At 67.5% G+C, this 23,578-nt stretch carries 22 protein-coding genes; 18 read left to right on the forward strand and 4 right to left on the reverse strand.

Going from position 1 to position 23,578, the window contains the following annotated elements; all coding sequences use genetic code 11:
* Position 1: 1 nt before the first annotated feature.
* Entirely contained in the window at positions 2-844 is an 843-nt protein-coding gene (locus AAC691_RS02125) for an undecaprenyl-diphosphate phosphatase (protein ID WP_323991001.1), read from the reverse strand.
* A gap of 116 nt (positions 845-960) precedes the next feature.
* Here AAC691_RS02125 and AAC691_RS02130 point away from each other — a divergent pair, with 116 nt between their 5' ends.
* The gene (locus AAC691_RS02130; protein ID WP_323991002.1) at positions 961-1,437 is read left to right on the forward strand and encodes an MlaD family protein; all 477 of its coding nucleotides are present in this window, start codon (positions 961-963) and stop codon (positions 1,435-1,437) included.
* A gap of 138 nt (positions 1,438-1,575) precedes the next feature.
* Here the strand turns inward: AAC691_RS02130 and AAC691_RS02135 are convergent, their stop codons facing one another.
* Together AAC691_RS02135 and AAC691_RS02140 are read right to left on the reverse strand one after the other, a co-directional pair.
* On the reverse strand, positions 1,576-2,676 hold the full coding sequence (locus AAC691_RS02135) for a D-alanine--D-alanine ligase (RefSeq protein WP_342628790.1): 1,101 nt from the start codon (positions 2,674-2,676) through the stop codon (positions 1,576-1,578).
* Entirely contained in the window at positions 2,673-3,248 is a 576-nt protein-coding gene (locus AAC691_RS02140) for a VTT domain-containing protein (protein WP_323993678.1), read from the reverse strand. The genes AAC691_RS02135 and AAC691_RS02140 overlap by 4 nt, the downstream gene beginning before the upstream one ends.
* 276 nt (positions 3,249-3,524) lie before the next feature.
* Here AAC691_RS02140 and AAC691_RS02145 point away from each other — a divergent pair, with 276 nt between their 5' ends.
* The 15 genes from AAC691_RS02145 to AAC691_RS02215 all read left to right on the forward strand — a co-directional run bounded on the left by AAC691_RS02145 (position 3,525) and on the right by AAC691_RS02215 (position 19,941).
* Positions 3,525-4,508: a lytic murein transglycosylase gene (locus tag AAC691_RS02145; protein WP_323991004.1), complete on the forward strand. Its 984-nt coding sequence runs from the start codon at positions 3,525-3,527 to the stop codon at positions 4,506-4,508.
* Positions 4,509-4,516: 8 nt separating this feature from the next.
* Positions 4,517-5,395, forward strand: a complete 879-nt coding sequence (locus tag AAC691_RS02150; RefSeq protein ID WP_342628791.1) for an RlpA-like double-psi beta-barrel domain-containing protein — start codon at positions 4,517-4,519, stop codon at positions 5,393-5,395.
* Between the two features lie 2 nt (positions 5,396-5,397).
* Positions 5,398-6,660 (forward strand): D-alanyl-D-alanine carboxypeptidase family protein, encoded by a 1,263-nt coding sequence (locus AAC691_RS02155; protein WP_408906045.1) that lies wholly within the window; start codon positions 5,398-5,400, stop codon positions 6,658-6,660.
* Positions 6,661-6,665: 5 nt separating this feature from the next.
* Positions 6,666-7,319: a dTMP kinase gene (tmk, locus tag AAC691_RS02160; protein ID WP_342628793.1), complete on the forward strand. Its 654-nt coding sequence runs from the start codon at positions 6,666-6,668 to the stop codon at positions 7,317-7,319.
* A gap of 3 nt (positions 7,320-7,322) precedes the next feature.
* A complete protein-coding gene (locus AAC691_RS02165) occupies positions 7,323-8,282 on the forward strand; it encodes a DNA polymerase III subunit delta' (RefSeq protein ID WP_342628794.1) in 960 nt (319 codons plus the stop codon).
* Positions 8,279-9,817 (forward strand): methionine--tRNA ligase, encoded by a 1,539-nt coding sequence (gene metG / locus AAC691_RS02170; RefSeq protein WP_342628795.1) that lies wholly within the window; start codon positions 8,279-8,281, stop codon positions 9,815-9,817. The genes AAC691_RS02165 and metG overlap by 4 nt, the downstream gene beginning before the upstream one ends.
* Entirely contained in the window at positions 9,814-10,605 is a 792-nt protein-coding gene (locus AAC691_RS02175; protein ID WP_342628796.1) for a TatD family hydrolase, read from the forward strand. The genes metG and AAC691_RS02175 overlap by 4 nt, the downstream gene beginning before the upstream one ends.
* 3 nt (positions 10,606-10,608) lie before the next feature.
* Positions 10,609-11,400, forward strand: coding sequence for an MBL fold metallo-hydrolase (locus AAC691_RS02180; protein ID WP_342628797.1), 792 nt, complete (start codon positions 10,609-10,611; stop codon positions 11,398-11,400).
* A 478-nt stretch (positions 11,401-11,878) separates the two neighbouring features.
* A complete protein-coding gene (locus AAC691_RS02185) occupies positions 11,879-13,825 on the forward strand; it encodes a PrkA family serine protein kinase (RefSeq protein ID WP_342628798.1) in 1,947 nt (648 codons plus the stop codon).
* A 19-nt stretch (positions 13,826-13,844) separates the two neighbouring features.
* A complete protein-coding gene (locus tag AAC691_RS02190) occupies positions 13,845-15,152 on the forward strand; it encodes a YeaH/YhbH family protein (RefSeq protein ID WP_323991013.1) in 1,308 nt (435 codons plus the stop codon).
* On the forward strand, positions 15,152-16,711 hold the full coding sequence (locus tag AAC691_RS02195; RefSeq protein WP_408906087.1) for a SpoVR family protein: 1,560 nt from the start codon (positions 15,152-15,154) through the stop codon (positions 16,709-16,711). The genes AAC691_RS02190 and AAC691_RS02195 overlap by 1 nt, the downstream gene beginning before the upstream one ends.
* Positions 16,712-17,073: 362 nt before the next feature.
* The gene (locus AAC691_RS02200; protein ID WP_342628800.1) at positions 17,074-18,333 is read left to right on the forward strand and encodes an amine dehydrogenase large subunit; all 1,260 of its coding nucleotides are present in this window, start codon (positions 17,074-17,076) and stop codon (positions 18,331-18,333) included.
* Positions 18,334-18,429: 96 nt separating this feature from the next.
* Entirely contained in the window at positions 18,430-19,014 is a 585-nt protein-coding gene (gene mauA, locus AAC691_RS02205; protein ID WP_342628801.1) for a methylamine dehydrogenase (amicyanin) small subunit, read from the forward strand.
* Positions 19,011-19,466, forward strand: coding sequence for a cytochrome c (locus tag AAC691_RS02210; RefSeq protein WP_176641566.1), 456 nt, complete (start codon positions 19,011-19,013; stop codon positions 19,464-19,466). The genes mauA and AAC691_RS02210 overlap by 4 nt, the downstream gene beginning before the upstream one ends.
* Entirely contained in the window at positions 19,444-19,941 is a 498-nt protein-coding gene (locus AAC691_RS02215) for a cystathionine beta-lyase (RefSeq protein WP_323991017.1), read from the forward strand. The genes AAC691_RS02210 and AAC691_RS02215 overlap by 23 nt, the downstream gene beginning before the upstream one ends.
* 21 nt (positions 19,942-19,962) lie before the next feature.
* Here AAC691_RS02215 and AAC691_RS02220 read toward each other — a convergent pair whose 3' ends face one another.
* Positions 19,963-20,559, reverse strand: a complete 597-nt coding sequence (locus AAC691_RS02220; protein WP_323991018.1) for a nucleoside 2-deoxyribosyltransferase — start codon at positions 20,557-20,559, stop codon at positions 19,963-19,965.
* Between the two features lie 132 nt (positions 20,560-20,691).
* On the opposite strand from AAC691_RS02220, the gene guaB reads away from it, so the two are divergent.
* Both guaB and AAC691_RS02230 read left to right on the forward strand, forming a co-directional pair.
* On the forward strand, positions 20,692-22,194 hold the full coding sequence (gene guaB / locus AAC691_RS02225; protein ID WP_323991019.1) for an IMP dehydrogenase: 1,503 nt from the start codon (positions 20,692-20,694) through the stop codon (positions 22,192-22,194).
* Positions 22,195-22,240: 46 nt separating this feature from the next.
* A complete protein-coding gene (locus tag AAC691_RS02230) occupies positions 22,241-23,548 on the forward strand; it encodes an RsmB/NOP family class I SAM-dependent RNA methyltransferase (protein WP_342628802.1) in 1,308 nt (435 codons plus the stop codon).
* The last annotated feature ends 30 nt before the right edge of the window (positions 23,549-23,578 follow it).

Consider the following 23,578-nt stretch of genomic DNA (forward strand, 5'->3'; position numbering starts at 1 on the left):
ATCACCGGCCCAGATAGAAAAAGCACGCGGCGCCGACCGCCAGGCAGTAATAGGCGAACGGGCTGAGCGCCCATTTTTCATGGTTGTGGAAATAGCGCATCAGGAATGCGGTGCTGGCCAGGGCGGTGATCGCGGCGACGACGGCGCCGATCGCGGCCAACTGCATCTGGCCCTGCGGGACGGCGACATGGCGAAGATGCATGGCCTCGCGCACCGTCGCCGCGAAGATCACAGGCTGCGCCATCAGGAACGAGAAGCGCGCCGCCCCTTCATGGTTCAGGTTGCGGAACAGCCCGCCGATGATCGTGGCGCCCGAACGCGAAATGCCCGGAAAAAACGCCGCGCACTGCCACAGCCCGATGATCGCGGCATCGGCATAGGTCAGCGACGCGATTGCCCCGCCCTCGGTCATGGATTGCCGCGCCTTGATCCGTTCGGTCAGCAGCAGCAGCAACCCGTTCAGGAACAGGAAGATCGCGGCAAAGCGCGCCGTTCCGAACAGGGTGCGCAGCCAATGTTCGAGCAAAAAGCCGATAATGACCGCCGGAATGGTCGCGACCACCAGCAGCGCCACGATATGGATGCTCTCGGCCTGGCGCTGGCTGCCGTCCCGGCCGGAGATGCCGCGCACGATCGCGGCCCAGTCCTTCCAGAAGAAGACCAGCAGCGCGATCGCGGTGCCCAGGTGCAGCATGACCAGAAACGGCAGGAACATGTCGCCGCTCGGGTCGACCACCCAGCCCAGCAGGGCAGGGACGATCACGGCATGTCCCAGGCTGCTGACGGGGAACAATTCCGTCGCCCCCTGAAGAATGGCGATCACTATGGCTTGGATGAGTGTCATTGTCCGGCCGTCCATGGTGAATTACAATATTGTGGTGCCTTACTTTCCTGGCCTTCGGCAAGCGGATAGCGTGCGCCGGGGCCGAAGTTCGGCACGGAATGGAGCAGGAGGAGCGCTTGGCGCGAGAAAATGGCAGCGCGATCGTGTTCAGCGGACTGGTTCTGCTGGTGGCCGGGGCGTTCTACGCCTATGCCCGTGCGTCGCAGGTCGATCTGGGCCATGACCGCTACCACCTGACCGCCCGGTTCATATCGGCCAACGGGCTGCATGTGGGGGCCGAGGTCCAGTTGGCGGGCGTGCCGGTCGGCCGCGTCACCGCCATCACCCTCGATCCGGTCAGCGCCATGGCCAATGTCGGCTTCACCGTCGACCGCGCCCTGCAGCTTCCGGCCGACAGCGCGGTGACGATCGGCAGCGCGACCATGACGGACGAGGACGCGCTGATGGTCCAGCCCGGCAAGGCGCCCACCCACCTGGCCCCCGGCGCCGTCATCACAAATGCGCAAGAGGCCGTCAGTCTCGAACAGCAGGTCAGCAATTACATCTTCGGTAATGGCGGCCTGCCCTCCGATTCGACGCCAGGATCGGATTGACCCGCGCATGCTCCAAGACGTTTGTTTTGCCGCGCATTTTCACGTGATGACATCGGTCCACCAAATCACGATCCGCTTGAGACGTCCGATTCGCCCCGAAATTCGCCCAGAGACTCGCCCCCAGATTCGACCGGACCGTCAGTCGTTCATCGGATAGGACGCCAGCAATTTCCGTTGCCGACGCCACGAGCGCAGCATGGTCAGCGCGCCGCTGGAACGCCATCCGGCCTTCTTCTTCTTGGCGCCGATTCGGAACGTCTCCCGGTAGTGGCTGAACTGCGCGGCGTAGGCCTCGCGCAGCGTCGTGCGCGAATCCCAGATATGGGTCGCCTCGGAGCCGACGCCGTTGATCTCGATGATCTCGAACCCCCGGCCCAGGCGCAGCGATGCGATGGATTCGAATTTCAGGTCGATCCGGCCGAAATGGAAATCCGGAATATCCTGCATGATCCGGTCGATCTGTTCGGTCAGGGCAGGGGTGATGTCGGACGCGCCGTTGCGGAAGATCGACCCCTTGCAGTGATTGCCGGCAAAGACCAGCCGCATCGGCTCTCCGGCCGGCAGCACGTCATGCACGCGCGCGCCCAGGCGCGGCAGGTACAAATGCGGCACCAGCCCGGTGCGTGCGTCCGCGTCGATCAGTTGCCGCACGGTGGACCGTCCGTCGCCGACGATGACCGGCGCTTCCTTATAGGTCAGCGAGGTAATCCGCCCGCGCGGCTCGTCCGGATGGCGGATATAGAACACCCCGGCCTCATGTTCGAAGGGGATCAGCCGCTGCAGCATCAGGCCCGTGCCGGGCGGAAACTGCGCCACGGCCCGGGCCAGCTCCGCCGGCGTGGCGGCCAGCTTCACGCCGGTGCCGTTGCAGCCGATATCGGGTTTCAGCACGATCGGCAGCGCCAGCCCGGCTTGCGCCAGCGCCTGCCGCGCCGCCGCTGCGTCCTCGGCGGAACCGGTGGTGGTCATGGTGGTGTAGGGCGCGATCCAGCGTCCGGCCGTCTCGCCGGCCATGTCCAGGATGGCCGTCTTGCTCTCTCCGCACAGGCCGCCGGTCTCGATCCGCGGATTGGCCGCCGTGGGCAGGCTGAAATCCAGGTGCCGCACCCCCATGGCGATCCAGTACAGCACGATCGGGGTATAGAAGATCCAGCCCGGCCAGAATTCGAACATCGACAGCGGCGATGCCGGCTGCGCAGGATTGGCCGGGGCAGGGGCGGCGGTCGAGGCATGGTTCATCGGGACGGACTCCGCACACTGGCCACGATCCGGCCGACAAGAAGGATAGTCAGCGCAAAACCGGCCATGCCCAGCCATTTCCATTCGCCCAGATGGTCGATCAGAAACTGGCCGACCCTAAGCGATACAGCGAACAGCAGCGTTGTCCAGATCAGCGTCGCCATGACCGCGGCAGCGGCGAAGCGGGCGATGCTGGCGTGAAAAAAGCCGCACGCCGTATAGAGCGGCAGCCGCGCGCCGGGGATGAAGCGGCTGATGAAGACGATGCGAAAAACGTTGCGGGCGAACCAGCGTTGCCCGTCATGGCCGCTCGGCAGGTTGACCCACCGCCGCGCGGGCGGCCAGAGCGCCGCCAGGCGCCCCAGGCCGTACAACCCCAGATCGCCGACGACGATGCCGACATACAGCGCCCCCAGCGCCAGCGGCATGGCGACCGGGCCCGACTGCACCTCCATCGCCGTCAGGATGGTCGCTGCATCTTCCAGGATGAAGGTGGCGACGATGATCACCGCCGCCTGAAACAGGGGCGAATTGCCGGCATCGGCCAGAAGAGGGGGAAGAGAGGGGAACATCATCATGAAGAACGGGCTGCCGGCCGTCGGTTCGGCCGGGGCGGACGGGTCGAAATCCTCACTGCATCAAGCCTCTCGCCCAAGCCTTTCGCTCACGGGGCCCGTTCCGCGCGGGCATTCGGGCGACGATCGCCGCCCCGGTCGCGGGTCCTTGTCGCACGCTTCGCCGCCACCGACAAATCATGGGGGCGGACCAGTGATAAATCATGAGACAAATCATGAGAGCCTGGCGGCGAGGATTGAAAGCCTGCCGGGGAATGTGGCACAGATTTCCCCATGACAGGACGTCGTGATTTTCTGATTTCGGCCGCTTCGGGCGCCGTGCTGGCCGCCGCGGCGCCCCTTCGCGCGCGCGCATCCCAGGCGGGATCCTACGCCGCCTTCCTGGCCGGCATCCGTGCCGACGCCCTCGCCCAGGGCCTGTCGCCCTCGATCGTCGGCCGGGCGCTGGCGCTCGAGGCGCCGAATGCACGCGTGCTGCAACTGGACCAGCATCAGCCGGAATTCACCCTGACCTGGGCACAGTACCGCCAGCGCGTCCTGACCGCCAAGAAGCTGGCCGACGGCAAGGCGGCATCCGCCATGCGGATGGGGCTGCTGCGCGCGGTCAGCCGGCGTTACGGCGCCGATCCGCAGCCGCTGATGGGCATATGGGGCCTGGAATCGGCCTATGGCACCCGGACGGGCAGCTTTCGCATCACCGACGCGCTGGCCACCCTGGCCTATGACGGCAGGCGGGCGTCCTTTTTCCGCGCCGAATTGATGAACGCGCTGCGCATCCTCGACCACGGCGACGTCGCGCCGGAAAACATGACCGGCAGCTATGCCGGCGCGATGGGGCAGCCGCAATTCATGCCCAGCGCCTATCTGCGCTACGCGGTCGATTATGCCGGCAACGGCCGCCGCGACATCTGGACCAGCGAGCCCGACGTCTTCGGCTCGATCGCCAATTATCTGGGCCGCTGCGGCTGGGTGCCGGGCGAACCCTGGGGGCAGGAAATCGCGGTGCCCCCCGTGCTCGCGCAATCCGAACTGGGCCGCGGCGCGGTCCGCACGCTGGGCGAATGGATGGATCGCGGGGTCACCCGCCTGGACGGGCGGCGCTTCTCGCGCACCGACATCAGGGGGGCGGTGATCCGCCCCGACGGGCCGGGCGGCGAGGCGTTCATGGTATACCGCAATTTCTCTGTCATCAGGCGCTACAACCCGTCCGATTTCTACGCGCTGGCGGTCGGCCTGCTGGGTCGCGACGTGACGTGACGCGCCCTGTGACGCGCCCACGCCTCGCGGGCCTGCTTGCCATGGAACTGCTGGTCCTCGGGCTCGCGGGCTGCCACCGCCGGGCCGAACCGCCACTGCCGCCGGCCGCGCCGCATTACGTGGTGGGTGCGCCCTACAAGATGGGCGGCGTCTGGCGCTATCCGCAGGAAGATTTCGCCTATCAGGCCACGGGCCTGGCGGTGGCCGACGCCGACCGCACGCCCTTCGTCACCACGGATGGCGAGCATTACGATGCCGGTGCCATGACGGCCAGCCATGCCACGCTGCAACTGCCGGCCATCGTCACGGTGCGCAACCTGGAAAACGGGCGCGAGATCACGGTGCGGGTCAATGACCGCGGCCCCGTCTCGCCCGGCCGGCTGATCGGCCTGACCCCGCGCGCCGCCGCCCTGCTGGGGATCGGCACGGCACCCGCCCGCGTCGCCGTCACCGGGCTCGAGGTCCAGAACGAACAATTGGCCGAGTCCCTGCCGGGCGGGCAGCACCTGGACGTCAGCGCGGCGCCGGTCGGACAGGTCCGCGCCGAATCGCTGGACGGCACGGGTGGCGGCACGATCGTCGCCGCGCCGTCCGGCGTGGCCGGCGCGGCGGACATCGCGCCCCTGATGGGCAGCCTGCCCCCGGCGGTGCGCCAGGGTTACGTCGAAGGCGGGCTGCTCTTCGTCGAGGTGGGCACCTTTTCCACCCTGCGCTACGCCGAAATCGCCGCGGCGCGCACCGGGGGGCGGGTCGTTCCGGTCCGCGCGCGCGGCCGCGCGATGTGGCGGGTCCATGTCGGCCCGTTCACGAATGTCCAGGCCGCCGACCAGGGGCTGGACCAGGTAATGGGTGCCGGAGTAACCGGGGCCCGGATCGTCGTCGAATAGGGATGAACGTGCAGACCCGAAGGTTCCTTCTGGCCGGAACCGCCGCAATGGCGGCGACCGGTTCCCAGGCGCTCGCGGCGCCCCGCCGGCGCCACGCGGCCCCGGCCCACGCCCACGCCGCGCATCCCGCGCCTGCGCCCGCGCCCGACGATTCGGCGCAGGACGGCGCGGCGCCCACCGGACCGCCGGCGGCGACCCCGGTCGGTCCGGTGGACACGCTGGCGCGCTGGGCCTGCATCCTGGACGTCACCACGGGCGCGACCCTGCTGGAGAAGGCGGCCGACGAGCGCATGCCCCCCTCGTCGCTGACCAAGATGATGACGGCCTATATCGTGTTCGGCATGCTGAAATCCGGCCGCCTGAAGCTGGACCAGGCCCTGCCGGTCAGCGAGAAGGCGTGGCGGATGCAGGGGTCCAAGATGTTCGTGCCGCTGGGCGAAAGCATCGCGGTGCAGGACCTGATCCAGGGCATGGTCATCCAGTCCGGCAACGATGCCTGCATCGTGCTGGCCGAAGGCGTCTCGGGGTCCGAGGACCAGTTCGTCGCGCTGATGAACGATGCGGCGTCGAAGATCGGCCTGACCAATTCGCATTTCATGAATGCCACCGGCTGGCCCGCCGACAATCACTACATGTCGGCGCGCGACGTGGCGGTCCTGGCCGTCCGGCTGATCCGCGACTTCCCCGAATATTACCATTTCTTCTCCGAGAAGGACTACCGGTTCAACAAGATCTCGCAGGGCAACCGCAACGTCCTGGTGGACAAGGGGCTGGCCGACGGGCTCAAGACCGGCCACACCGACGCTGGCGGATTCGGCCTGTGCGCCAGCTCCGATCGCGGCGGCAATCGGGTGGTGCTCGCCCTGAACGGCATGCCCTCCAGCAACGCCCGCGCGCATGAGGGCGAACGCCTGCTGGAATGGTCTTTCGCCAATTTCGAAAACGCCACCCTGTTCCGCAAGGGCGACGTGGTCGAGCACGCGCCGGTCTGGCTGGGCACGCAGCCCGGCGTCGCCCTGGTGGCGACGCGCGACATCGTCATGACCCTGCCCCATGGCTGGCGGACCCGCGCGCATATCGGGGTCGATTACCAGGCGCCGGTTCCCGCCCCGGTGGCGGCGGGCCAGGTTCTGGGCGACCTGGTGATCTCGAATCCCGGCCTGGCCGATATCCGCATGCCGCTGGTGGCGGGGCAGGACGTGGCGCGCCTGGGCCTGTTCGCCCGCGCCTCGACGGTGCTGGGCCAGAAATTCGGCCGGCACTGATCGCGGTGCCCGGGCTGTTCATCACGTTCGAAGGGGGCGAGGGGGCGGGAAAATCCACCCAGGTCCGGCACCTTGCGGCCCATCTGGGCGCCACCGGGCACGACGTGGTCTGCACGCGTGAACCCGGGGGCACCCCGGGGGCCGAGGCGCTGCGCGACTTCCTGCTGTTCGGCGGGCACGACCTGTCGCTGCGCGCCGAAATCCTGGGCCATTTCGCGGCCCGGTTCGATCATGTCGACCGGCTGGTCCGCCCGGCGCTCCGGCGCGGCGCCATCGTGCTGTGCGACCGCTTCGTCGATTCCACCCTGGCCTATCAGGGATATGGCCAGGGCCACGCCGATCCCGACATTCTGGACCTGATCGCGGCGCTGACCGCGCGGCTCGGGCTGATGCCGGACCTGACCCTGGTCCTGGCCGTGCCGCGCGCCCGCGCGCTGGAACGGCTGCGTGCCCGCGGCGGCGCGGCCGACCGCTACGAATCCGCCGACGAGTCCTTCCATGGCCGGGTCGCCGACGGGTTCGCCGCGGCGATCCGCGCCCAGCCCGGGCGCTGTCTTCCGGTGCCCGCCGACCGTCCGGCCGCGGACGTCGCCCGTGACGTCGCATCCCTGGTCGATGCCCGCCTGGCCGCCCCCCCACAAGCGTCCGGGACGGTCTAGGACGTGCCGCCGCAGCCGCGCGACACCCCGCAGCCGGTCGGCCACCATGACGCGCGCCTGGCCTTCCAGTCGGCATTGCGCGGCGGCCGGCTGCATCACGCCTGGCTGCTGACGGGGCCCGAGGGCATCGGCAAGGCGACGTTCGCCTTCTGGATGGCCCGTCTGCTGCTGAACGGCACCGACCCCGACAGCCCCGCCGGACGGCGCATCACCGCCGGCAGCCACGCCGACCTGCTCGGCATCGCGCGCGGCGTGGACGAGAAGCGCCAGCGCATGCGCGCCGAAATCGTGGCCGACGACGTGCGGCCGATCGGCCGGTTCCTGCACCGCACGGCGGCCGAGGACGGATGGCGGGTCGTGGTCGTCGACGGCGCCGAATACATGAACCGCAGCGCCGCGAACGCGATCCTGAAGATCCTCGAGGAACCGCCCCCCCGCGCGATCCTGGTCCTGACCTGCGCCGCCCCGGGCCGCCTGCTGCCGACGATCCGCAGCCGCTGCCGTATCCTGAAGCTCGGCCCGCTGTCCGCGCCGGACATGCAGGCGGTCCTGTCCCGGGTAAGCGCGGCCGATGCCGGGGACATCGCCCGCGTCATCCCGCTGTCCCATGGCGCGCCGGGCCGTGCGCTGGCCCTGCTGGCGGGCGACGGCGGCGCGCTGGGCGCCCTGGTCGAGCAGGTGCTGGCGGGGCCGGTGGGGGCAGGGATGATGTATGAGATTGCCGAGACGATCCTGAAGCGGGAGAATGGGTTTTCAGTCTTCTTCGATCTGCTGTGTGATGCCATATCGGTGCGCACGCGGACGGCCGCGCGCCTGCCCGCATCCGGCAATCCGGTGCCGCGGCCTGACCACGCGATCGATCTGTGGCGCGAACTGGTCCATCTGCGGGCCGAGACGGAACGATTCAATCTGGATAAACATCAGGCCATCCTGTCCGGCCTGTCGTTGGTGAGTGGAACATGACACGGCGCTATTACGTCACGACACCGATCTATTATGTGAACGGGGCGCCTCATATCGGCCATGCCTACACGTCGGTCGCGGCCGACGTGGTGGCGCGCTTCAAGCGCCTGGCGGGCCATGACGTCTTCTTCCTGACCGGCACCGACGAACACGGGCAGAAGGTCGAACAGGCCGCCCAGGCCGCCGGGGTCGAACCGATCGTCTTCGCCGACCGCGTCTCGGCCGATTTCCGCGCGATGTACGACGCGATGAACGTCTCGTACGACGATTTCATCCGCACCACCGAACCGCGCCACATCGCCGGCGCCTCGGCGCTGTGGGAACGGATCGCCGCGAACGGCCACATCTATCTCGGCGCGTACGAGGGCTGGTACGCCCTGCGCGACGAAAGCTTCTACAACGAGGACGAACTGCTCACCCGCCCCGACGGCACGCGGGTCGCGCCGACCGGCGCGCCGGTCGAATGGGTGCGCGAACCCTCCTATTTCTTCCGCCTGTCCGACTTCGCCGACCGGCTGCTCGCGCTGTACGAAACCCGCCCCGGCTTCGTCGAGCCCGCGTCCCGCCGCAACGAGGTCGCCAGCTTCGTCCGCCAGGGGCTGCGCGACCTGTCGATCAGCCGCACCAGCTTCCGCTGGGGCATCCCGGTGCCCGGCGACGCCGATCATGTGATGTATGTCTGGGTCGACGCGCTGGCCAATTACCTGTCGGCCGTCGGCTTCCCCGACCCCAATCACCCGCGCGCGCCCTTCTGGCCGGCCGACCTGCATCTGGTGGGCAAGGACATCCTGCGCTTCCACGCGGTCTACTGGCCGGCCCTGCTGATGGCCGCCGGGCTGGACCTGCCCGACTGCGTGTTCTCGCATGGATGGTGGACCATCGAGGGTGAGAAGATGAGCAAGTCGCTCGGCAACGTGGTCGACCCGCGCGAACTGGTCGCCGAATTCGGGCTGGATCCGGTCCGCTTCTTCCTGCTGCGCGAAATGCCCTTCGGCGGCGACAGCGACCTCAGCCGCAAGGCGATCATCAACCGGATGAATGTCGAGTTGGCGAACGACCTGGGCAACCTGGCGCAGCGCACCCTGTCGCAGGTCGCGCGCAATTGCGGCGGCCTCCTGCCCGCATGCGGCGCCCGGACCGAGGACGATCTGGCCCTGCTGGCCCAGGCCGACCTCCTGCCCACCCTGATGCACCAGCAGATCGACCGCCGCGCCCTGACCGACGCGCTCGAGGATGTCTGGCGGGCGATCCGCGCCTGCAACGCCTATATCGACCGTCAGGCCCCCTGGGCGCTGAAGAAGACCGATCCCGAGCGCATGGCGGTGGTCCTGCGCGTGCTGGCCGACGCCCTGCGCGTCATCGGCACGATGCTTCAGCCCTACATGCCCGACAGCATGGCCAGGCTGCTGGCCCAGCTCGGCGTGGCCGAGGACGAGCGCACGTTCGCCGCGCTGGCGACCCCGTTGCCGGCCGGCCGGGCGCTCCCCGCGCCGCAGGGCATCTTCCCCCGCTATGTCGAGGATACGCCGTCATGACGGGCCTGATCGATTCGCATTGCCATCTCGACCATTTCCCCGACGATGCGATCCCCGACCTGCTGGATCGCGCCCGCGCCGCGGGGGTCGAAGGCATGGTGACGATCGGCACCCGCCTGTCCCGCGCCGCGCAGCAGAAGGACCTGACCCGCTTCAGCCGGCCGGATTTGCGCGTCTGGTGCACGGTCGGTACCCATCCCGACCATGTCGAAGAGTGCACGGTGGCCGACGCGGTCGACATCGTGGCCCTGGCCGATGATCCGCGCGTGATCGGGATCGGCGAAAGCGGCCTGGATTACTTCCATGGCGCCGAGGCGGTGCGCCCGCTGCAGCAGGCGCGCTTCCGGGCCCATATCCAGGCGGCGCGCCGGATGGACCTGCCCCTGGTGATCCACGCCCGCGACGCCGATGACGACGTGGCGGCGATCCTGCGGGATGAGGTCGCGGCCGGCGGGCCGTTCCGCTTCCTGCTGCATTGCTTCGCCTCGGGGCCGGAACTCGCCCGGGTCGGGCTGGAACTGGGCGGCTATGTCAGCTTCTCCGGCATCCTGACCTTTCCGCGCTCGGACGCGCTGCGCGACGTCGCGCGGGCCATTCCGCCCGACCGGCTGCTGGTCGAAACCGATTCGCCGTACCTGGCGCCCGTGCCGCATCGCGGTCGCAGGAACGAACCCGCCTTCGTCGCCGACACCGCCGGGCGCCTGGCCGAACTCCGCGACATCGAGCCCGCGGCGCTGGCCGAGCTCACGACCGCCAATTTCCATCGCCTGTTCAGCCGGGCGGCCTGAGAGATGGAACTGGTGGTGCTGGGATGCGGCGGGTCCGCGGGGGTGCCGATGATCGGCGGCCCCGGCGGCGCCGGCGACTGGGGCGTCTGCGACCCGGCCGAACCGCGCAACCGGCGCAGCCGCGCCTCGGTCCTGTTGCGCGGCGCCGATGGCCGGGCGCTCCTGGTCGATACCGGTCCCGACCTCCGCGACCAGTTGCTCGCGCAGCGGATCGACCGGTTCGACGCCATTCTCTACACCCACGCCCACGCCGACCATATCGCCGGACTGGACGAGGTCCGGGGCATCAACCGCATCATCGACCGGCCGCTGCCGGTCTACGGCACGCCGTCCGTGCTGGCCGAGGTGGAAAATCGCTTCAGCTACGCCTTCCGGCCCTGGTCGCCCCCCGGCTTCTACCGGCCGGTCGTGGTGCCCCATATCGTGCATGCGGGCCAGACGATCGACGTCGCGGGCCTGCGCCTGACCCTGTTCGAGCAGATTCATGGCCGCACCCTGTCGCTGGGGCTGCGTTGCGGCAACATCGCCTATTCCACCGACGTGGTCGAACTGCCGTCCGAGGCCCTGGCGGCCCTCGAAGGGGTCGAGACCTGGCTGGTGGACTGCTTTCAGCGATCCGCCGCCCACAGCGCCCATGCCTGGCTGGACCGGGTCCTGGAATGGCGGTCGCGAATCGGTCCGCGCCGCGTGATCCTGACCCATATGGGCACCGACATGGACTGGGCCTGGATGGCCGAAAACCTCCCCCAGGGAGTCGAGGCCGCCTATGACGGCCTGCGCGTGGCCTTCCGCTAGGCGGCGCGCGCCCGGCCTCGGATCCGGTTTGCAAAAACCCGTGTAAGCTGGGGAGTGTTTCGGCCTATCGTGCGATTTAGGTTGAATCGCGACTATCTGCGGCGATACCGTTGGACGTGGCCACCCACAGAATCCGCTGCCCTGCCAACCCGCGACACCGCGTGCTTGCCGAGCCGCCTCTGCCCGGGGTCGCGGCATGCCAACCCGCCTGACAAGGGCTTGCCTGACAAGGGGATGAGCATTGGATGAAAAATTTGACCGTGACGGTAGAGCACATCATGCGCGGCTTGAAAAGCCGCAAGCATGAAATAGCTCTTCAATACAGCGAGACAGGCGCGCCCGCGCGGGGTCGCCCGCCAGGCGTTTCAGGCTGACATTCCTTCCCGGACGGGGATCGGTCTCCACCCGGGAAACATCGCCCATGATTGACGGTCGCCCGCCCGACGCGGATCGGGTCGCCGTTCGGAGACATCTGCCGATGGCTTCTGACACCACTGTGTTTTCCCTGGCCAACGCGATGCGCGATCAGCGCCGCGAGGTCGAGATGACCCTGTCGGACTATCTCGACCTGTGCCGGGCCGATCCGTCCTGCTACGCCACGGCGGCCGAACGCATGCTCAAGGCGATCGGCGAGCCGCGCACCGTCGATACGTCCCGCGACCCGCGCCTGTCGCGCATCTTCATGAACCGCACGATCCGGGTCTATCCGGCCTTCTCCGATTTCTTCGGAATGGAAGAGACGATCGAACAGATCGTGGGCTTCTTCCGCCATGCCGCCCAGGGGCTCGAGGAACGCAAGCAGATTCTCTACCTGCTGGGTCCGGTGGGGGGCGGCAAATCGTCGCTCGGCGAACGGCTGAAGGGCCTGATGGAGAAAGAGCCGATCTACGTGCTCAAGGCCGGGCGCCATCTCAGCCCGGTCTTCGAGAATCCGCTGGGCCTGTTCGATCCCGACCGCATGGCCCAGGCGCTCGAACGGCAATATGGCATTCCCCGCCGGATGCTGACCGGCATCGCCAGCCCCTGGGCGCTGAAGCGGCTCGAGGAATTCGACGGCGACCTGTCGCGCTTCACGGTGGTCAAGATGCATCCGTCGCGGCTGCGGCAGGTCGCCATCGCCAAGACCGAGCCGGGCGACGACAATAACCAGGACGTCTCCGCCCTGGTCGGCAAGGTCGATATCCGCCAGTTGGAGCATTACAGCCAGAACGACCCCGACGCCTACAGCTTCTCGGGCGGGCTGAACCGCGCGAACCAGGGGCTGCTGGAATTCGTCGAGATGTTCAAGGCGCCGATCAAGATGCTGCACCCCCTGCTGACCGCGACGCAGGAGGGCAACTATGTCGGCACCGAGAATATCGGCGGCATCCCCTTCATCGGGGTGATCCTGGCCCATTCGAACGAGGCCGAATGGCAGAGCTTCCGCAACAACCGTACCAACGAGGCGTTCCTGGATCGCGTCTGCGTGATCAAGGTCCCCTATTGCCTGCGCGTGGCCGAGGAAACCAGGATCTATGAAAAGCTGGTCCAGTCCTCCAGCCTGGCCGACGCGCCCTGCGCGCCCAACACGCTGGAAATGCTGGCCCGCTTCGCGGTCCTCTCGCGGCTGAAGCCGCACGCCAACTCGACCCAGTTCGCCAAGATGCGGGTCTATGACGGCGAAAATATCCGCGAGACCGACCCCAAGGCCCGCACCATGCAGGAATATCGCGACGCCGCCGGCGTGGACGAAGGCATGGACGGCATCTCGACCCGTTTCGCGTACAAGGTCCTTTCGGCCACCTTCAACCATGATTCGACGGAAATCTCGGCCGATCCGGTGCATCTGATGTATGTGCTGGAACAGGCGATCCGGCGCGAACAATTCCCGCCCGAGACCGAGGCCACGTACCTGGCGACGCTGAAGTCGGAGCTCGCCGGCCGCTATGCCGAATTCCTGGGCCACGAGATCCAGAAGGCCTATCTCGAAAGCTACAACGATTACGGCCAGAACCTCTTCGACCGCTACCTGGACTACGCCGATGCATGGATCGAGGACCAGGATTTCAAGGACCCCGACACCGGCCAGATGCTGAACCGGGAATTGCTGAACGCCGAGCTGACCAAGATCGAGAAGCCGGCCGGCATCGCCAATCCCAAGGATTTCCGCAACGAGGTGGTCAAGTTCTCGCTCCGGGCCCGGGCGTCCAACGGCGGCCGCAACCCGTCCTGGACCTCGTACGAGAAGATCCGCGACGTGATCGAGAAGCGGATGTTCAGCCAGGTCGAGGACCTGCTGCCGGTCATCAGTTTCGGGTCGAAAAAGGATGGAGAAACCGAACGCAAGCATGACGAGTTCGTCGAGCGGATGGTGGCGCGCGGCTACACGGAACGACAGGTTCGAAGGCTCGTTGAGTGGTACATGCGGGTGAAGCAGTCCGCCTGAACGGGAATGGTGCCGCCCAGTGGATATCATTGACAGACGTCCCAATCCCCATGGGAAGAATATCGAAAACCGCCGTCGCGTCCTGCAGCGGGCGCGCTCGGCAGTGCAGCAGGCGGTGCGCGACTCGGTCGCGCGCGGCAAGATCAGGGAGATCGGACAAGGCAACGCGGTCTCGGTTCCGTCCGACGCGCTGCACGAACCCACTTTTCACCGCGTCTTCACCGACGGCATGCGCGAGATCGTGCTGACCGGCAACAAGGAGTTCTCGCGCGGGGACAAGCTGCAGCGGCCGCAGGGCGGCGCGGGGCAGGGCGCAGGGGGCGACGGCCAGGCTGGCGAGAATGGCGGCGGCGAGGATTCCTTCCGCTTCGTGCTCAGCCGCGACGAATTCCTCGACCTGTTCTTCGACGACCTGGAACTGCCCGACCTGGTCAAGCGCGAGATCGCGACCACCGAATCCGGTACGCCCAGCCGCACCGGGCTCAGCAACGAGGGGTCGCCCTCGCACCTCGATCTGGGGCGGACGATGCGCCGCTCGATCGCGCGGCGCATCGGGCTGGGCCGCCCGAAGCCCGACGATCTGCGCGCCGTCGAAGCCCGGATCGCCGAGCTGGAAGACCAGCGCCCCCTGGGGGCCGATGCGCTCGATGAACTGGAAACCCTGCGCGAACAGCGCGGCACGATCCTCCGGCGCCTGGCGCGCATCCCCTGGGTCGATCCGGTCGATCTGCGCTATCGCCGCTATACGGTGCTGCCCCAGCCCGCGACCCGCGCCGTGATGTTCTGCATCATGGACGTCTCGGGCTCGATGACCGAACGCATGAAGGACCTGGCCAAGCAGTTCTTCCTGCTGCTGCACGTCTTCCTCGAACGGCGCTACAAGAAGGTCGAAATCGTCTTCATCCGCCACGCCGAAAGCGCCGAGGAAGTGGACGAGGACGTCTTCTTCCACGATCCGCGCACCGGCGGGACGATCGTCTCCTCGGCGCTGGAACTGATGTCCGGCATCCAGCGCGAGCGTTATCCGTCCGGCACCTGGAACATCTATGTCGCCCAGGCTTCGGACGGCGACAACGCGTCCTCGGACACCCAGCGGACGGCCAGCCTGCTGCAGGACGCCATCCTGCCGGTGGTGCAGTACTACGCCTATATCGAAATCACCGGCTCGGGCGCGGTGATCCGGGGCGAGACCGATCTGTGGCGCAGCTACCGCGCGATCGCCGATCACAACCCGCACCTGGCGATCCGCCACGTGGGCGACCGCAAGGAAATCTTCCCCGTGTTCCGCGACCTGTTTTCCCGCCAGCACGATACGGCCGAGGCATGATGGGCCAGATCACTCCCAATGGGCCGTCCGCCCGCCGGGGCGGGCTGCTCTACACCGGCAATGACTGGAACTTCCAGGTCATCCGGGACTGCTACGACGCGATCGAGGAGATCGCCCGGACCGAACTCGGGCTGGAAACCTACGCCAACCGGATCGAGATCATCACCTCGGAACAGATGCTGGACGTCTACACGGCGCACGGCATGCCGCTGGGCTACAAGCACTGGTCGTTCGGCAAGCGCTTCATCGGCCACGAAAACGCCTATCGGCGCGGGCTGATGGGCCTGGCATATGAGGTGGTGATCAATTCGGACCCCTGCATCTCGTACCTGATGGAGGAAAACTCCGCGACGATGCAGGCGCTGGTGATCGCCCATGCCGCGTTCGGCCACAATCATTTCTTCCGCAACAACCGCCTGTTCCGCGAATGGACGGACCCGTCGGAAATCCTCGGCTACCTGGAATTCGCCCGTGGCTACATCGCGCGATGCGAGGAACGGCATGGGCTGCGCGCGGTCGAACGCATCCTCGATGCCGCGCACGCCTTGCAGAACCAGGGGGTGCATCGCCATTCCGGCGCACGCAAGCTGGACCTCAAGGCCGAGCAGCAGCGCGCCCGCGACCGCCGCGCCTATGAAGACAGCATGTTCAACGATCTGTGGCGGACCCTCCCGACCGAGGACGCGCCGGGCGGCGACCATCGGGCCGAGGACGCGCTGTCCCGCCGCCGCCTGGGCCTGCCCGAGGAGAACCTGCTCTATTTCCTCGAAAAACACGCCCCCCGCCTGGCATCGTGGGAGCGCGAGATCATCCGCATCGTGCGCATGGTCGCGCAATATTTCTACCCGCAGCCCCAGGTGAAGATGATGAACGAAGGCTGCGCCACCTGGGTGCATGCCTACATCATGCGCCGCCTGCACGAACTCGGCCGGATCGATGACGCCGCCTATCTCGAAGTCATCCATTCCACGTCGAACGTCATTACCCAGCTCGGCTTCGACGCGGGCGGCGGCCCATCCTTCAATCCCTACGCGCTGGGCTACGCGATGATGACCGACATCGCGCGGATCTGCACCGAGCCGACCGCCGAGGACCGGACCTGGTTCCCCGACATCGCGGGCAATGGCGACGCGATCGGCACGTTGCGGCACGCCTGGGCCGAATATCGCGACGAAAGCTTCATCCAGCAATTCCTGTCGCCGAAGACCATTCGCGATTTCCGCATGTTCCGCCTGCGGGACGATACCAGCCAGCCCTATCTGCTGGTCGACGCGATCCATGACGAAGCCGGCTATCGCGACATCCGCCGCAGCGTGGCCCTGACCTACGATCCCGGCACGTTCTATACCGAAATCGAAATCGTCGATGTCGATCTGCTCGGCGACCGTACGCTGGTGCTCGAACATCGCAGCCGCGCCGGCCAACTGCTACAGCCCAACGATGCGCGCCAGACATTGAATTATCTTTCAACCCTATGGGGTTATGGCGTGATCCTGAAGGAAATCGACACCCAGACCGGTGCCGTGCTCACGACCCATACCGCCAATGTGCCCACCTGATGCTGGATCTGGTGTCGGATTGCCCGGCGATAAACAATCATCCGTAAAAACATAATTTTATGATGTTGTTTTCACTGCCGGCATCATCGGGTTCCGTTGATCGTCCGGTTTAAAAAATTCGAAATAAAAACTTCAAATACAATATGTTATAATATTTTCATGATATGTTCAACGAAGTTCCGCCCAGCGAATTTATCTCGTCCGGGAAACGGCTGGTCTTTTCTTCCAAAAATTTGTATCGCAATTCGATCGAGCCCGCGCATCCATTGCCGGGCGAGATTGCCAGGCAGCGTGGCCAGATAAAGTTGGAAGACAAGGTAGCTGGATGAAAATGATAGCTCTTTCGCCGGCCGGACGGGTTCATGTCGGCTGATCGGCGTCGCGGTACGAATCGGGTCCCGGCCGCCCCCGTTACATCCCCGCGTCCGGGTGGACCATGTCGCAAAATTGCCGCCGCCCTCGCAGTCTCCTGCCTGCTCGGCGCCGCCGCGCCCCATGACGCCGCGCGGGCAGCCGACCCCATCCTGCAGACCGAGGAAAGCGACATCGTCAAGCTGTCGCCCGGCGGCCCGCACCGCGTCCTGATCGAGGACGCCGTCTATCGCCACAATAAGGACGGCCGGGTCTATGTCGTGGACCTCGATACCGGCAGGCTGCTGGGCATGGTCCAGGCGGCCTATAACGCCAATGTCGCGGCCGATCCGGCCGGCCGGTCGTTCTATGTCGCCGAAACGACGTGGGAGCGCGGCAATCGCGGCAAGCGCCACGACATGCTGGTGGCCTACGACCCGCTGACCCTGCTGCCCACGATGGATCTCGACCTGTCCAGCCGGGCGCTGATCACGCCGAAGAAGCCCGATCTGGCGGTCAGCGCGGACGGGCATTACATCTATGTCTACGACACCAGCCCGACCAATTCGGTCCATGTGGTGGACGCTGCGAAGAAGACGGAAATCCAGACCGTCGACGTTCCGGGCTGCGGCCTGATCTTCCCGTGGGGGCCCGCCGGTTTCACGTCGGTCTGCGGCGACGGCTCGCTCGCCAATGTTCAGCTCGACGCGGCGGGCAAGCCCACCCTGACCCATACGGCGTCCTTCTTCGTCCCGGATCGCGACCCGGTCTACGAACACAGCCCCCAGGTCGCGGCCGGCGGCCATGTCTGGTTCATCAGCTATAGCGGCCTGGTCTATGACGCCCGGCTCGGCGCCCAGACCAGCGTCGCCGCCCCGTGGTCCATCCAGGCGGCGGCGGGGCTGAAACCCGCATCCGATGCCCGCGCGCCGTTCGACATCGCCTGGCGTCCCGGCGGCTGGCAGTTGGCTGCCGTACGGGCACGCGATTCGCACCTGTTCATCCTGATGCACAAGGGCACGTTCTGGACCCACAAGGACCCGGGCACCGAATTGTGGGAACTCGACCTGCCGTCCCACAAGCTGGTGCGCCGCATCCGCCTGGCCAAGCCCAGCACGATGGTCGGCGTGACCCAGGATGCGGATTCGCGCATCATGCTGACGGACGAAGCCGGCGACCTGAATGTCCTGAACGGCGCCGACGGCAAGCCCGTCCGCACGATCAAGGCGCTGGGCGACGCCATCATCTTCACGGTGGCGCCCGGGGAATGAGGCGCGACATGACGACGCCCGGCTTCCGCCCGGCCGGCCCGCCATATCCGGCGGCCCGGCAAGAACCTGACATCGCCAGCGTGACGGAGACCCTCGATGGCCAATCCTGATAATGCGGAAACGGGGGCGGACGCGGGGGCCGGCCGCGCCGGCTTCGACCGCGTAACCGAACGCATGACCCGTTTCCTGGCCGGCCGCTCCTCGCGCCGCAGCGCGCTGGCGCGCCTGGGGGGCTGGGCGGCGGCCATTCCGGCCTTCCCGCTGCTGCCCGTCTCGCGCGACGAGGCGCGTGCCGGCACCCTGCTGCGCGCGCCGTCGCCCTTCGCGGCCAAGGCGCAGGCCAAGGACGACAGCAAGTGCGATTACTGGCGCTATTGCGCGATCGACGGCAATCTCTGCACCACCTGCGGCGGCGGCGTGCATAGCTGCCCGCCCGGCACGCACCCGTCGCCCACCTCGTGGATCGGCACCTGCTTCAACCCGCAGGATCGCCGCTCCTACCTGATTGCCTATCGCGATTGTTGCGGCCAGGATGCCTGCAACGAAATGAACTGCCTCAGCACCGACGGTGAACTGCCGACCTACCGTCCGCAATCCAACAACGACATCATCTGGTGCTTCGGGACCGGTTCGCTTCTGTACAACTGCTCGACAGCCGTCATCGTAGGAACTGCCGAATGAAAAAACTCCTTGCCCTCGCCGTCTCCCTCGCCGCCGCCACGCCGGCCTTCGCCGCTCCGGACGGGCAGGCGCTGTATGGGGCCAATTGCGGCATCTGCCACCAGGGCGGCGGCGTCGGGGCGCCGGGGCAGTTCCCGCCCCTGGCCAACCGGATCGACAAGATCGCCTCCACGCCCGACGGCAAGAAATACCTGACCCAGGTGCTGATGAACGGCCTGTCCGGCATGATCGAGGCCGGCGGCGCGACCTATGTCGGCTTCATGCCCAGCTTCAAAAGCCTGCCGGACGACCAGGTCGCGGCGATCCTGACCTACCTGTCCGGGCTGGGCGCGACCAAGCCCGCGCCCGTCTTCACGGCGGCGGACCTGGCGGCGGCGCGCGCGGCGCCGATGTCCTCCTCGGCTGTCGCCGCGGCACGGAAGACGCTGAATGCGGCGCATCCCCTTCCGTAATCGCCCGGCTGCCGTCCGGCCGGTGCTGGCTCTGCTGGCGCTGGCCGGGCTTCTCCCTCCGGGCCAGCCGGCCCGGGCCCTGGACCAGACCCGCAGCACCTATCTGATGAAATGCGGCGGCTGCCACGGGATCGAAGGCCAGTCCGGACAGACCTATATCCCCACCTTGCGCGACCGGATCGGCACGCTGACCTGCACGCAGGAAGGCAGGGCCTATCTGCTGCGCGTCCCAGGCGTCTCGATGTCGCTGATCCGCGACGACGCGCTGATGGCGCAGGTCATGAATTTCGTGCTGTTCGACCTGGGCGGTTCCAGCACCCCGCGCGGCACGCCTCCCTTCACCGTACAGGAAATCCGCGCCCTGCGCGGCAACCCGCTGCGCACGACCGACCTGCCCAGCCTGCGCGCCGGCGTCTGGGGCCGCGCCGTCACCGCCTGCGCCGCCCGCACCGGCGGCGCGGCGCACCCTTATTGATACTGAAACCGGATCCGCCGCCTATCCAAGGCGGCGGGCCAGGTCCTCGGCGGCGATGCGGAACGCTTCGTAAAAATCGTCATGGACGGCGACGAACCCGCCGGACATGCGGATAAATCCCTCGATCATGCCGTTCTGCACCATGCCGTCCGAATGGGCCAGGATGCCGTCGGCATCCTCGATCGCGCCGGATTCCACGGGCGCGTCATGCGTCACCCGCTGGCGCAGCGCATCTCCCCAGGCCGTCAGGCGATAGGACGCGACCTTCTCGGGATAGAGCCGGCCATCGACCGTATAGCCGGCCAGCTTCTTGCCCTGCGCCATCATATAGCCGATCTCGACCGCCGTGCCGGGGTCCATGTCCGCCGCGCGGCGAAACGGATCGACGCAGAAGATGCCGCCCGCGCAGCGATCCATCAGGGCGCGGTCCGCCGCCACGATCTTCAGCGTGGTCTCCAGCCCCGGCGGCAGGGTCTCGATGCCCGCCTGACCGTCGAAGGGGGCCAGCCCTTCCAGTCCCACCGCCCGGCACAGCGCCCGCAGCCGGTCGAAGATCGCGATCGCGCCGGGGCGAAAGACCAGGTCCCCGGCCAGATAGACATATGTGTTTCCGCTCATTCCTCATTCGTCTCCGGCATGGTCGTGCGTCTTTTTCTTGCCACGGTCCGATTCGCATCTTATGTGGAAGCGCCAACGGTCGGGTACCCGCGGCTCTGGGACCCCTGCATGAATCGAGGAGGTTCCAGCACGATGTCTTCGCACAATAATCCGGCTTTTTCCGCCCGTGTCGATGACCGCATCCGCGAGGCCCTGGCCTTCGACGACGTGCTGGTCGTTCCGGCGCAGTCCAGCGTCCTGCCGGGCCAGACCACGACCCGCACCCGGCTGACCCGCCGCATCGGCCTGAACATTCCGCTGATCTCGGCCGCGATGGACACCGTGACCGAGGATTCGATGGCCATCGCCATGGCGCAGCAGGGCGGCATGGGCGTGATCCACAAGAATCTGGGCATCGAGGAGCAGGCCGAGCATGTCCGGCGCGTCAAGCGCTTCGAATCCGGCATGGTCGTCAACCCGGTCACCGTCTGTCCCGACCAGACGCTGGCCGACGTCAACGCCATCATGTCCCGCCACGGCATCAGCGGCCTTCCGGTGATCGAGCGCGAGACGAAGAAGCTGGTCGGCATGCTGACCAACCGCGACGTCCGCTTCGCCACCGACCCCGACCAGCAGGTGCGGGACCTGATGACCCGGGAGAACCTGGTCACCGTCCGGTCCGATGTCGGGCGCGACCAGGCGCGGCAATTGCTGCATCGCCACCGTATCGAAAAGCTGCTGGTCGTCGATGATGAGGGCCGCTGCATCGGCCTGATCACGGTAAAGGACATGGAAAAGGCCGTCCTGCATCCGCTGGCCAACAAGGACGATCTGGGCCGCCTGCGCTGTGCCGCCGCCACCGGCGTGGGCCAGGACGGGCTCGACCGGGCCCGCGCGCTGATCGATGCGGGGGTGGATGTCATCGTCGTCGATACCGCCCACGGCCATTCCGCCGGGGTGATGGACGCCGTGTCGCGGGTCAAGGCGATGGATGACAATATTCAGGTGGTCGCCGGCAACGTGGCCACGCCCGAGGCCGCGGTCGCCCTGATCGAAGCCGGGGCCGATTGCGTCAAGATCGGTATCGGCCCGGGTTCGATCTGCACCACCCGCGTCGTGGCCGGCGTCGGCGTGCCGCAATTCACCGCCGTCCTGGAAACCTCGGCCGCCTGCCATGAACGCGACGTGCCGTGCATCGCCGACGGCGGCATCCGGACCTCGGGCGACATCGTCAAGGCGATCGGGGCAGGGGCCGACGTGGTCATGATCGGCTCGCTCCTGGCCGGCACCGAGGAAGCGCCGGGCGAGGTCTTCCTGTACGAAGGACGGTCGTACAAATCCTATCGGGGCATGGGCAGCCTGGGGGCCATGGCCCGAGGCTCGGCCGACCGGTATTTTCAGCAGGAAATCAGGGAAACCCACAAGATGGTCCCCGAAGGGATCGAGGGCCGCGTCGCGTACAAGGGCGGCATGGACGCCGTCGTCCATCAGTTGGTCGGCGGCCTGCGCGCGGGCATGGGCTATACCGGCTCGGCGACGGTCGCCGACCTGCAGACTCGCGCGCGCTTCCGCCGCATCACCGGGGCCGGCCTGCGCGAAAGCCATGTCCACGACGTGGCGATCACGCGTGAGGCACCGAACTACCGCCGCGACTGATCCCGGCCCCACGCCCGATCGAGACGCCCAGACTGACAGGACGCCCATGACTCCCAGCGCGCGGCTCGCCGCCGCCATCGATCTGCTGACGGCGATCGAGGATACGCCTCGCCGCCCGGCGGACGCTGTCGCCAATGCCTTCTTCCGTGAACGACGCTACATCGGTGGCGGAGACCGCCGGGCGATCTCCGCCCGGGTCTGGGCCGCGCTGCGCCATTGGCGCCGGCTCGCCTGGTGGATCGAACGCGGTGCCGCCGTCCCGACGCCCCGTGCGCGGCTCATCGCGCTGCTGTCGCTGGCCCAGCCTTCGGAGATCCAGCCTCCGGGCGAAACCGTGCAGGACCTGTTCTCCGGCGATCGCTACGCCCCGCCACCGCTGACGGCGGGCGAACGCGCATTGGCGGCCGCCCTGCGCGGTCAGGCCATGGTCCATCCCGACATGCCCCGTGCCGTCGTCCTCGAAGTGCCCGACTGGCTGCTGCCCCGGCTCGAGGCCGCGTTCGGCCCGGATGTCGAGGCCGAGATCGCCGCCCTGGCCGGCGAGGCCACGCTGGACCTGCGGGTCAACCTGCTGAAGACCACCCGCGCCGAGGCCGCGCGCCTGCTGGCGGCGGACGGCATCGAGGCCCGGCAGACCGATCTGTCGCCCTGGGGCCTGCGGGTGCCCGGCCGCCAGCCGGTCACCGCGACCGCGGCATTCAAGGCCGGTCTGGTGGAAATCCAGGACGAGGGCAGCCAGATCGTGGTCGCCGCCGCCGACGCGCGTCCCGGCATGCGGGTGCTGGATTACTGCGCCGGCGCCGCCGGCAAGACGCTGGGCATGGCGATGACCATGCAGAATCGCGGCCACATCGTCGCCTGCGACGTCTCCGAACCCAGGCTGGAGGGCGCGGTTCGCCGCCTGCGCCGCGCCGGCGTGCACAATGCCGAACGGCATTTGCTGATCCCCGGTGATCGCTGGGCCCGCCGCCGCGCCGGCAGCTTCGACCGGGTGCTGGTCGACGCCCCCTGCACCGGCACGGGCACCTGGCGGCGCAACCCCGATGCCCGCCTGCGCCTGACCGAACAGGATGTGGCCGAACTGACGCGGAAACAGGCCGAAATCCTGGCCGTCGCGGCCAGCCTGGTACGCCCGGGCGGCCGGCTGGTCTACGCCACCTGTTCGATCCTGCCCGAGGAGAATCAGGACCGGATCGACGCCTTCCTGCGCGCCACGCCGCATTTCCGCCGCGCCGATTCCACCCCCGACTGCGGCCTGCCGCCCGGCCTGGCCCGGGACGGGATGATCGCGCTGTCTCCCCTGCGGCATGGCACGGACGGGTTCTTCGCGGCGATCCTGGAACGGACCGCCTGACAAGGCGGCTTTTTTTCTGGTCGGAAGACC

It is taken from the genome of Nguyenibacter vanlangensis (assembly GCF_038719015.1).
Lineage (GTDB): Bacteria > Pseudomonadota > Alphaproteobacteria > Acetobacterales > Acetobacteraceae > Gluconacetobacter > Gluconacetobacter vanlangensis.

What these genes read in the sequence shown, in the direction of transcription:
- AAC691_RS02125 (WP_323991001.1), bottom strand. Translation starts at nt 844, where the DNA reads ATGACACTCATCCAAGCCATAGTGATCGCCATTCTTCAGGGGGCGACG.
- AAC691_RS02135 (WP_342628790.1), bottom strand. Translation starts at nt 2,676, where the DNA reads ATGAACCATGCCTCGACCGCCGCCCCTGCCCCGGCCAATCCTGCGCAG.
- AAC691_RS02140 (WP_323993678.1), bottom strand. Translation starts at nt 3,248, where the DNA reads ATGTTCCCCTCTCTTCCCCCTCTTCTGGCCGATGCCGGCAATTCGCCC.
- AAC691_RS02145 (WP_323991004.1), top strand. Translation starts at nt 3,525, where the DNA reads ATGACAGGACGTCGTGATTTTCTGATTTCGGCCGCTTCGGGCGCCGTG.
- AAC691_RS02155 (WP_408906045.1), top strand. Translation starts at nt 5,398, where the DNA reads ATGAACGTGCAGACCCGAAGGTTCCTTCTGGCCGGAACCGCCGCAATG.
- metG (WP_342628795.1), top strand. Translation starts at nt 8,279, where the DNA reads ATGACACGGCGCTATTACGTCACGACACCGATCTATTATGTGAACGGG.
- AAC691_RS02175 (WP_342628796.1), top strand. Translation starts at nt 9,814, where the DNA reads ATGACGGGCCTGATCGATTCGCATTGCCATCTCGACCATTTCCCCGAC.
- AAC691_RS02180 (WP_342628797.1), top strand. Translation starts at nt 10,609, where the DNA reads ATGGAACTGGTGGTGCTGGGATGCGGCGGGTCCGCGGGGGTGCCGATG.
- AAC691_RS02185 (WP_342628798.1), top strand. Translation starts at nt 11,879, where the DNA reads ATGGCTTCTGACACCACTGTGTTTTCCCTGGCCAACGCGATGCGCGAT.
- AAC691_RS02195 (WP_408906087.1), top strand. Translation starts at nt 15,152, where the DNA reads ATGGGCCAGATCACTCCCAATGGGCCGTCCGCCCGCCGGGGCGGGCTG.
- AAC691_RS02200 (WP_342628800.1), top strand. Translation starts at nt 17,074, where the DNA reads ATGTCGGCTGATCGGCGTCGCGGTACGAATCGGGTCCCGGCCGCCCCC.
- mauA (WP_342628801.1), top strand. Translation starts at nt 18,430, where the DNA reads ATGGCCAATCCTGATAATGCGGAAACGGGGGCGGACGCGGGGGCCGGC.
- AAC691_RS02210 (WP_176641566.1), top strand. Translation starts at nt 19,011, where the DNA reads ATGAAAAAACTCCTTGCCCTCGCCGTCTCCCTCGCCGCCGCCACGCCG.
- AAC691_RS02215 (WP_323991017.1), top strand. Translation starts at nt 19,444, where the DNA reads ATGCGGCGCATCCCCTTCCGTAATCGCCCGGCTGCCGTCCGGCCGGTG.
- AAC691_RS02220 (WP_323991018.1), bottom strand. Translation starts at nt 20,559, where the DNA reads ATGAGCGGAAACACATATGTCTATCTGGCCGGGGACCTGGTCTTTCGC.
- guaB (WP_323991019.1), top strand. Translation starts at nt 20,692, where the DNA reads ATGTCTTCGCACAATAATCCGGCTTTTTCCGCCCGTGTCGATGACCGC.
- AAC691_RS02230 (WP_342628802.1), top strand. Translation starts at nt 22,241, where the DNA reads ATGACTCCCAGCGCGCGGCTCGCCGCCGCCATCGATCTGCTGACGGCG.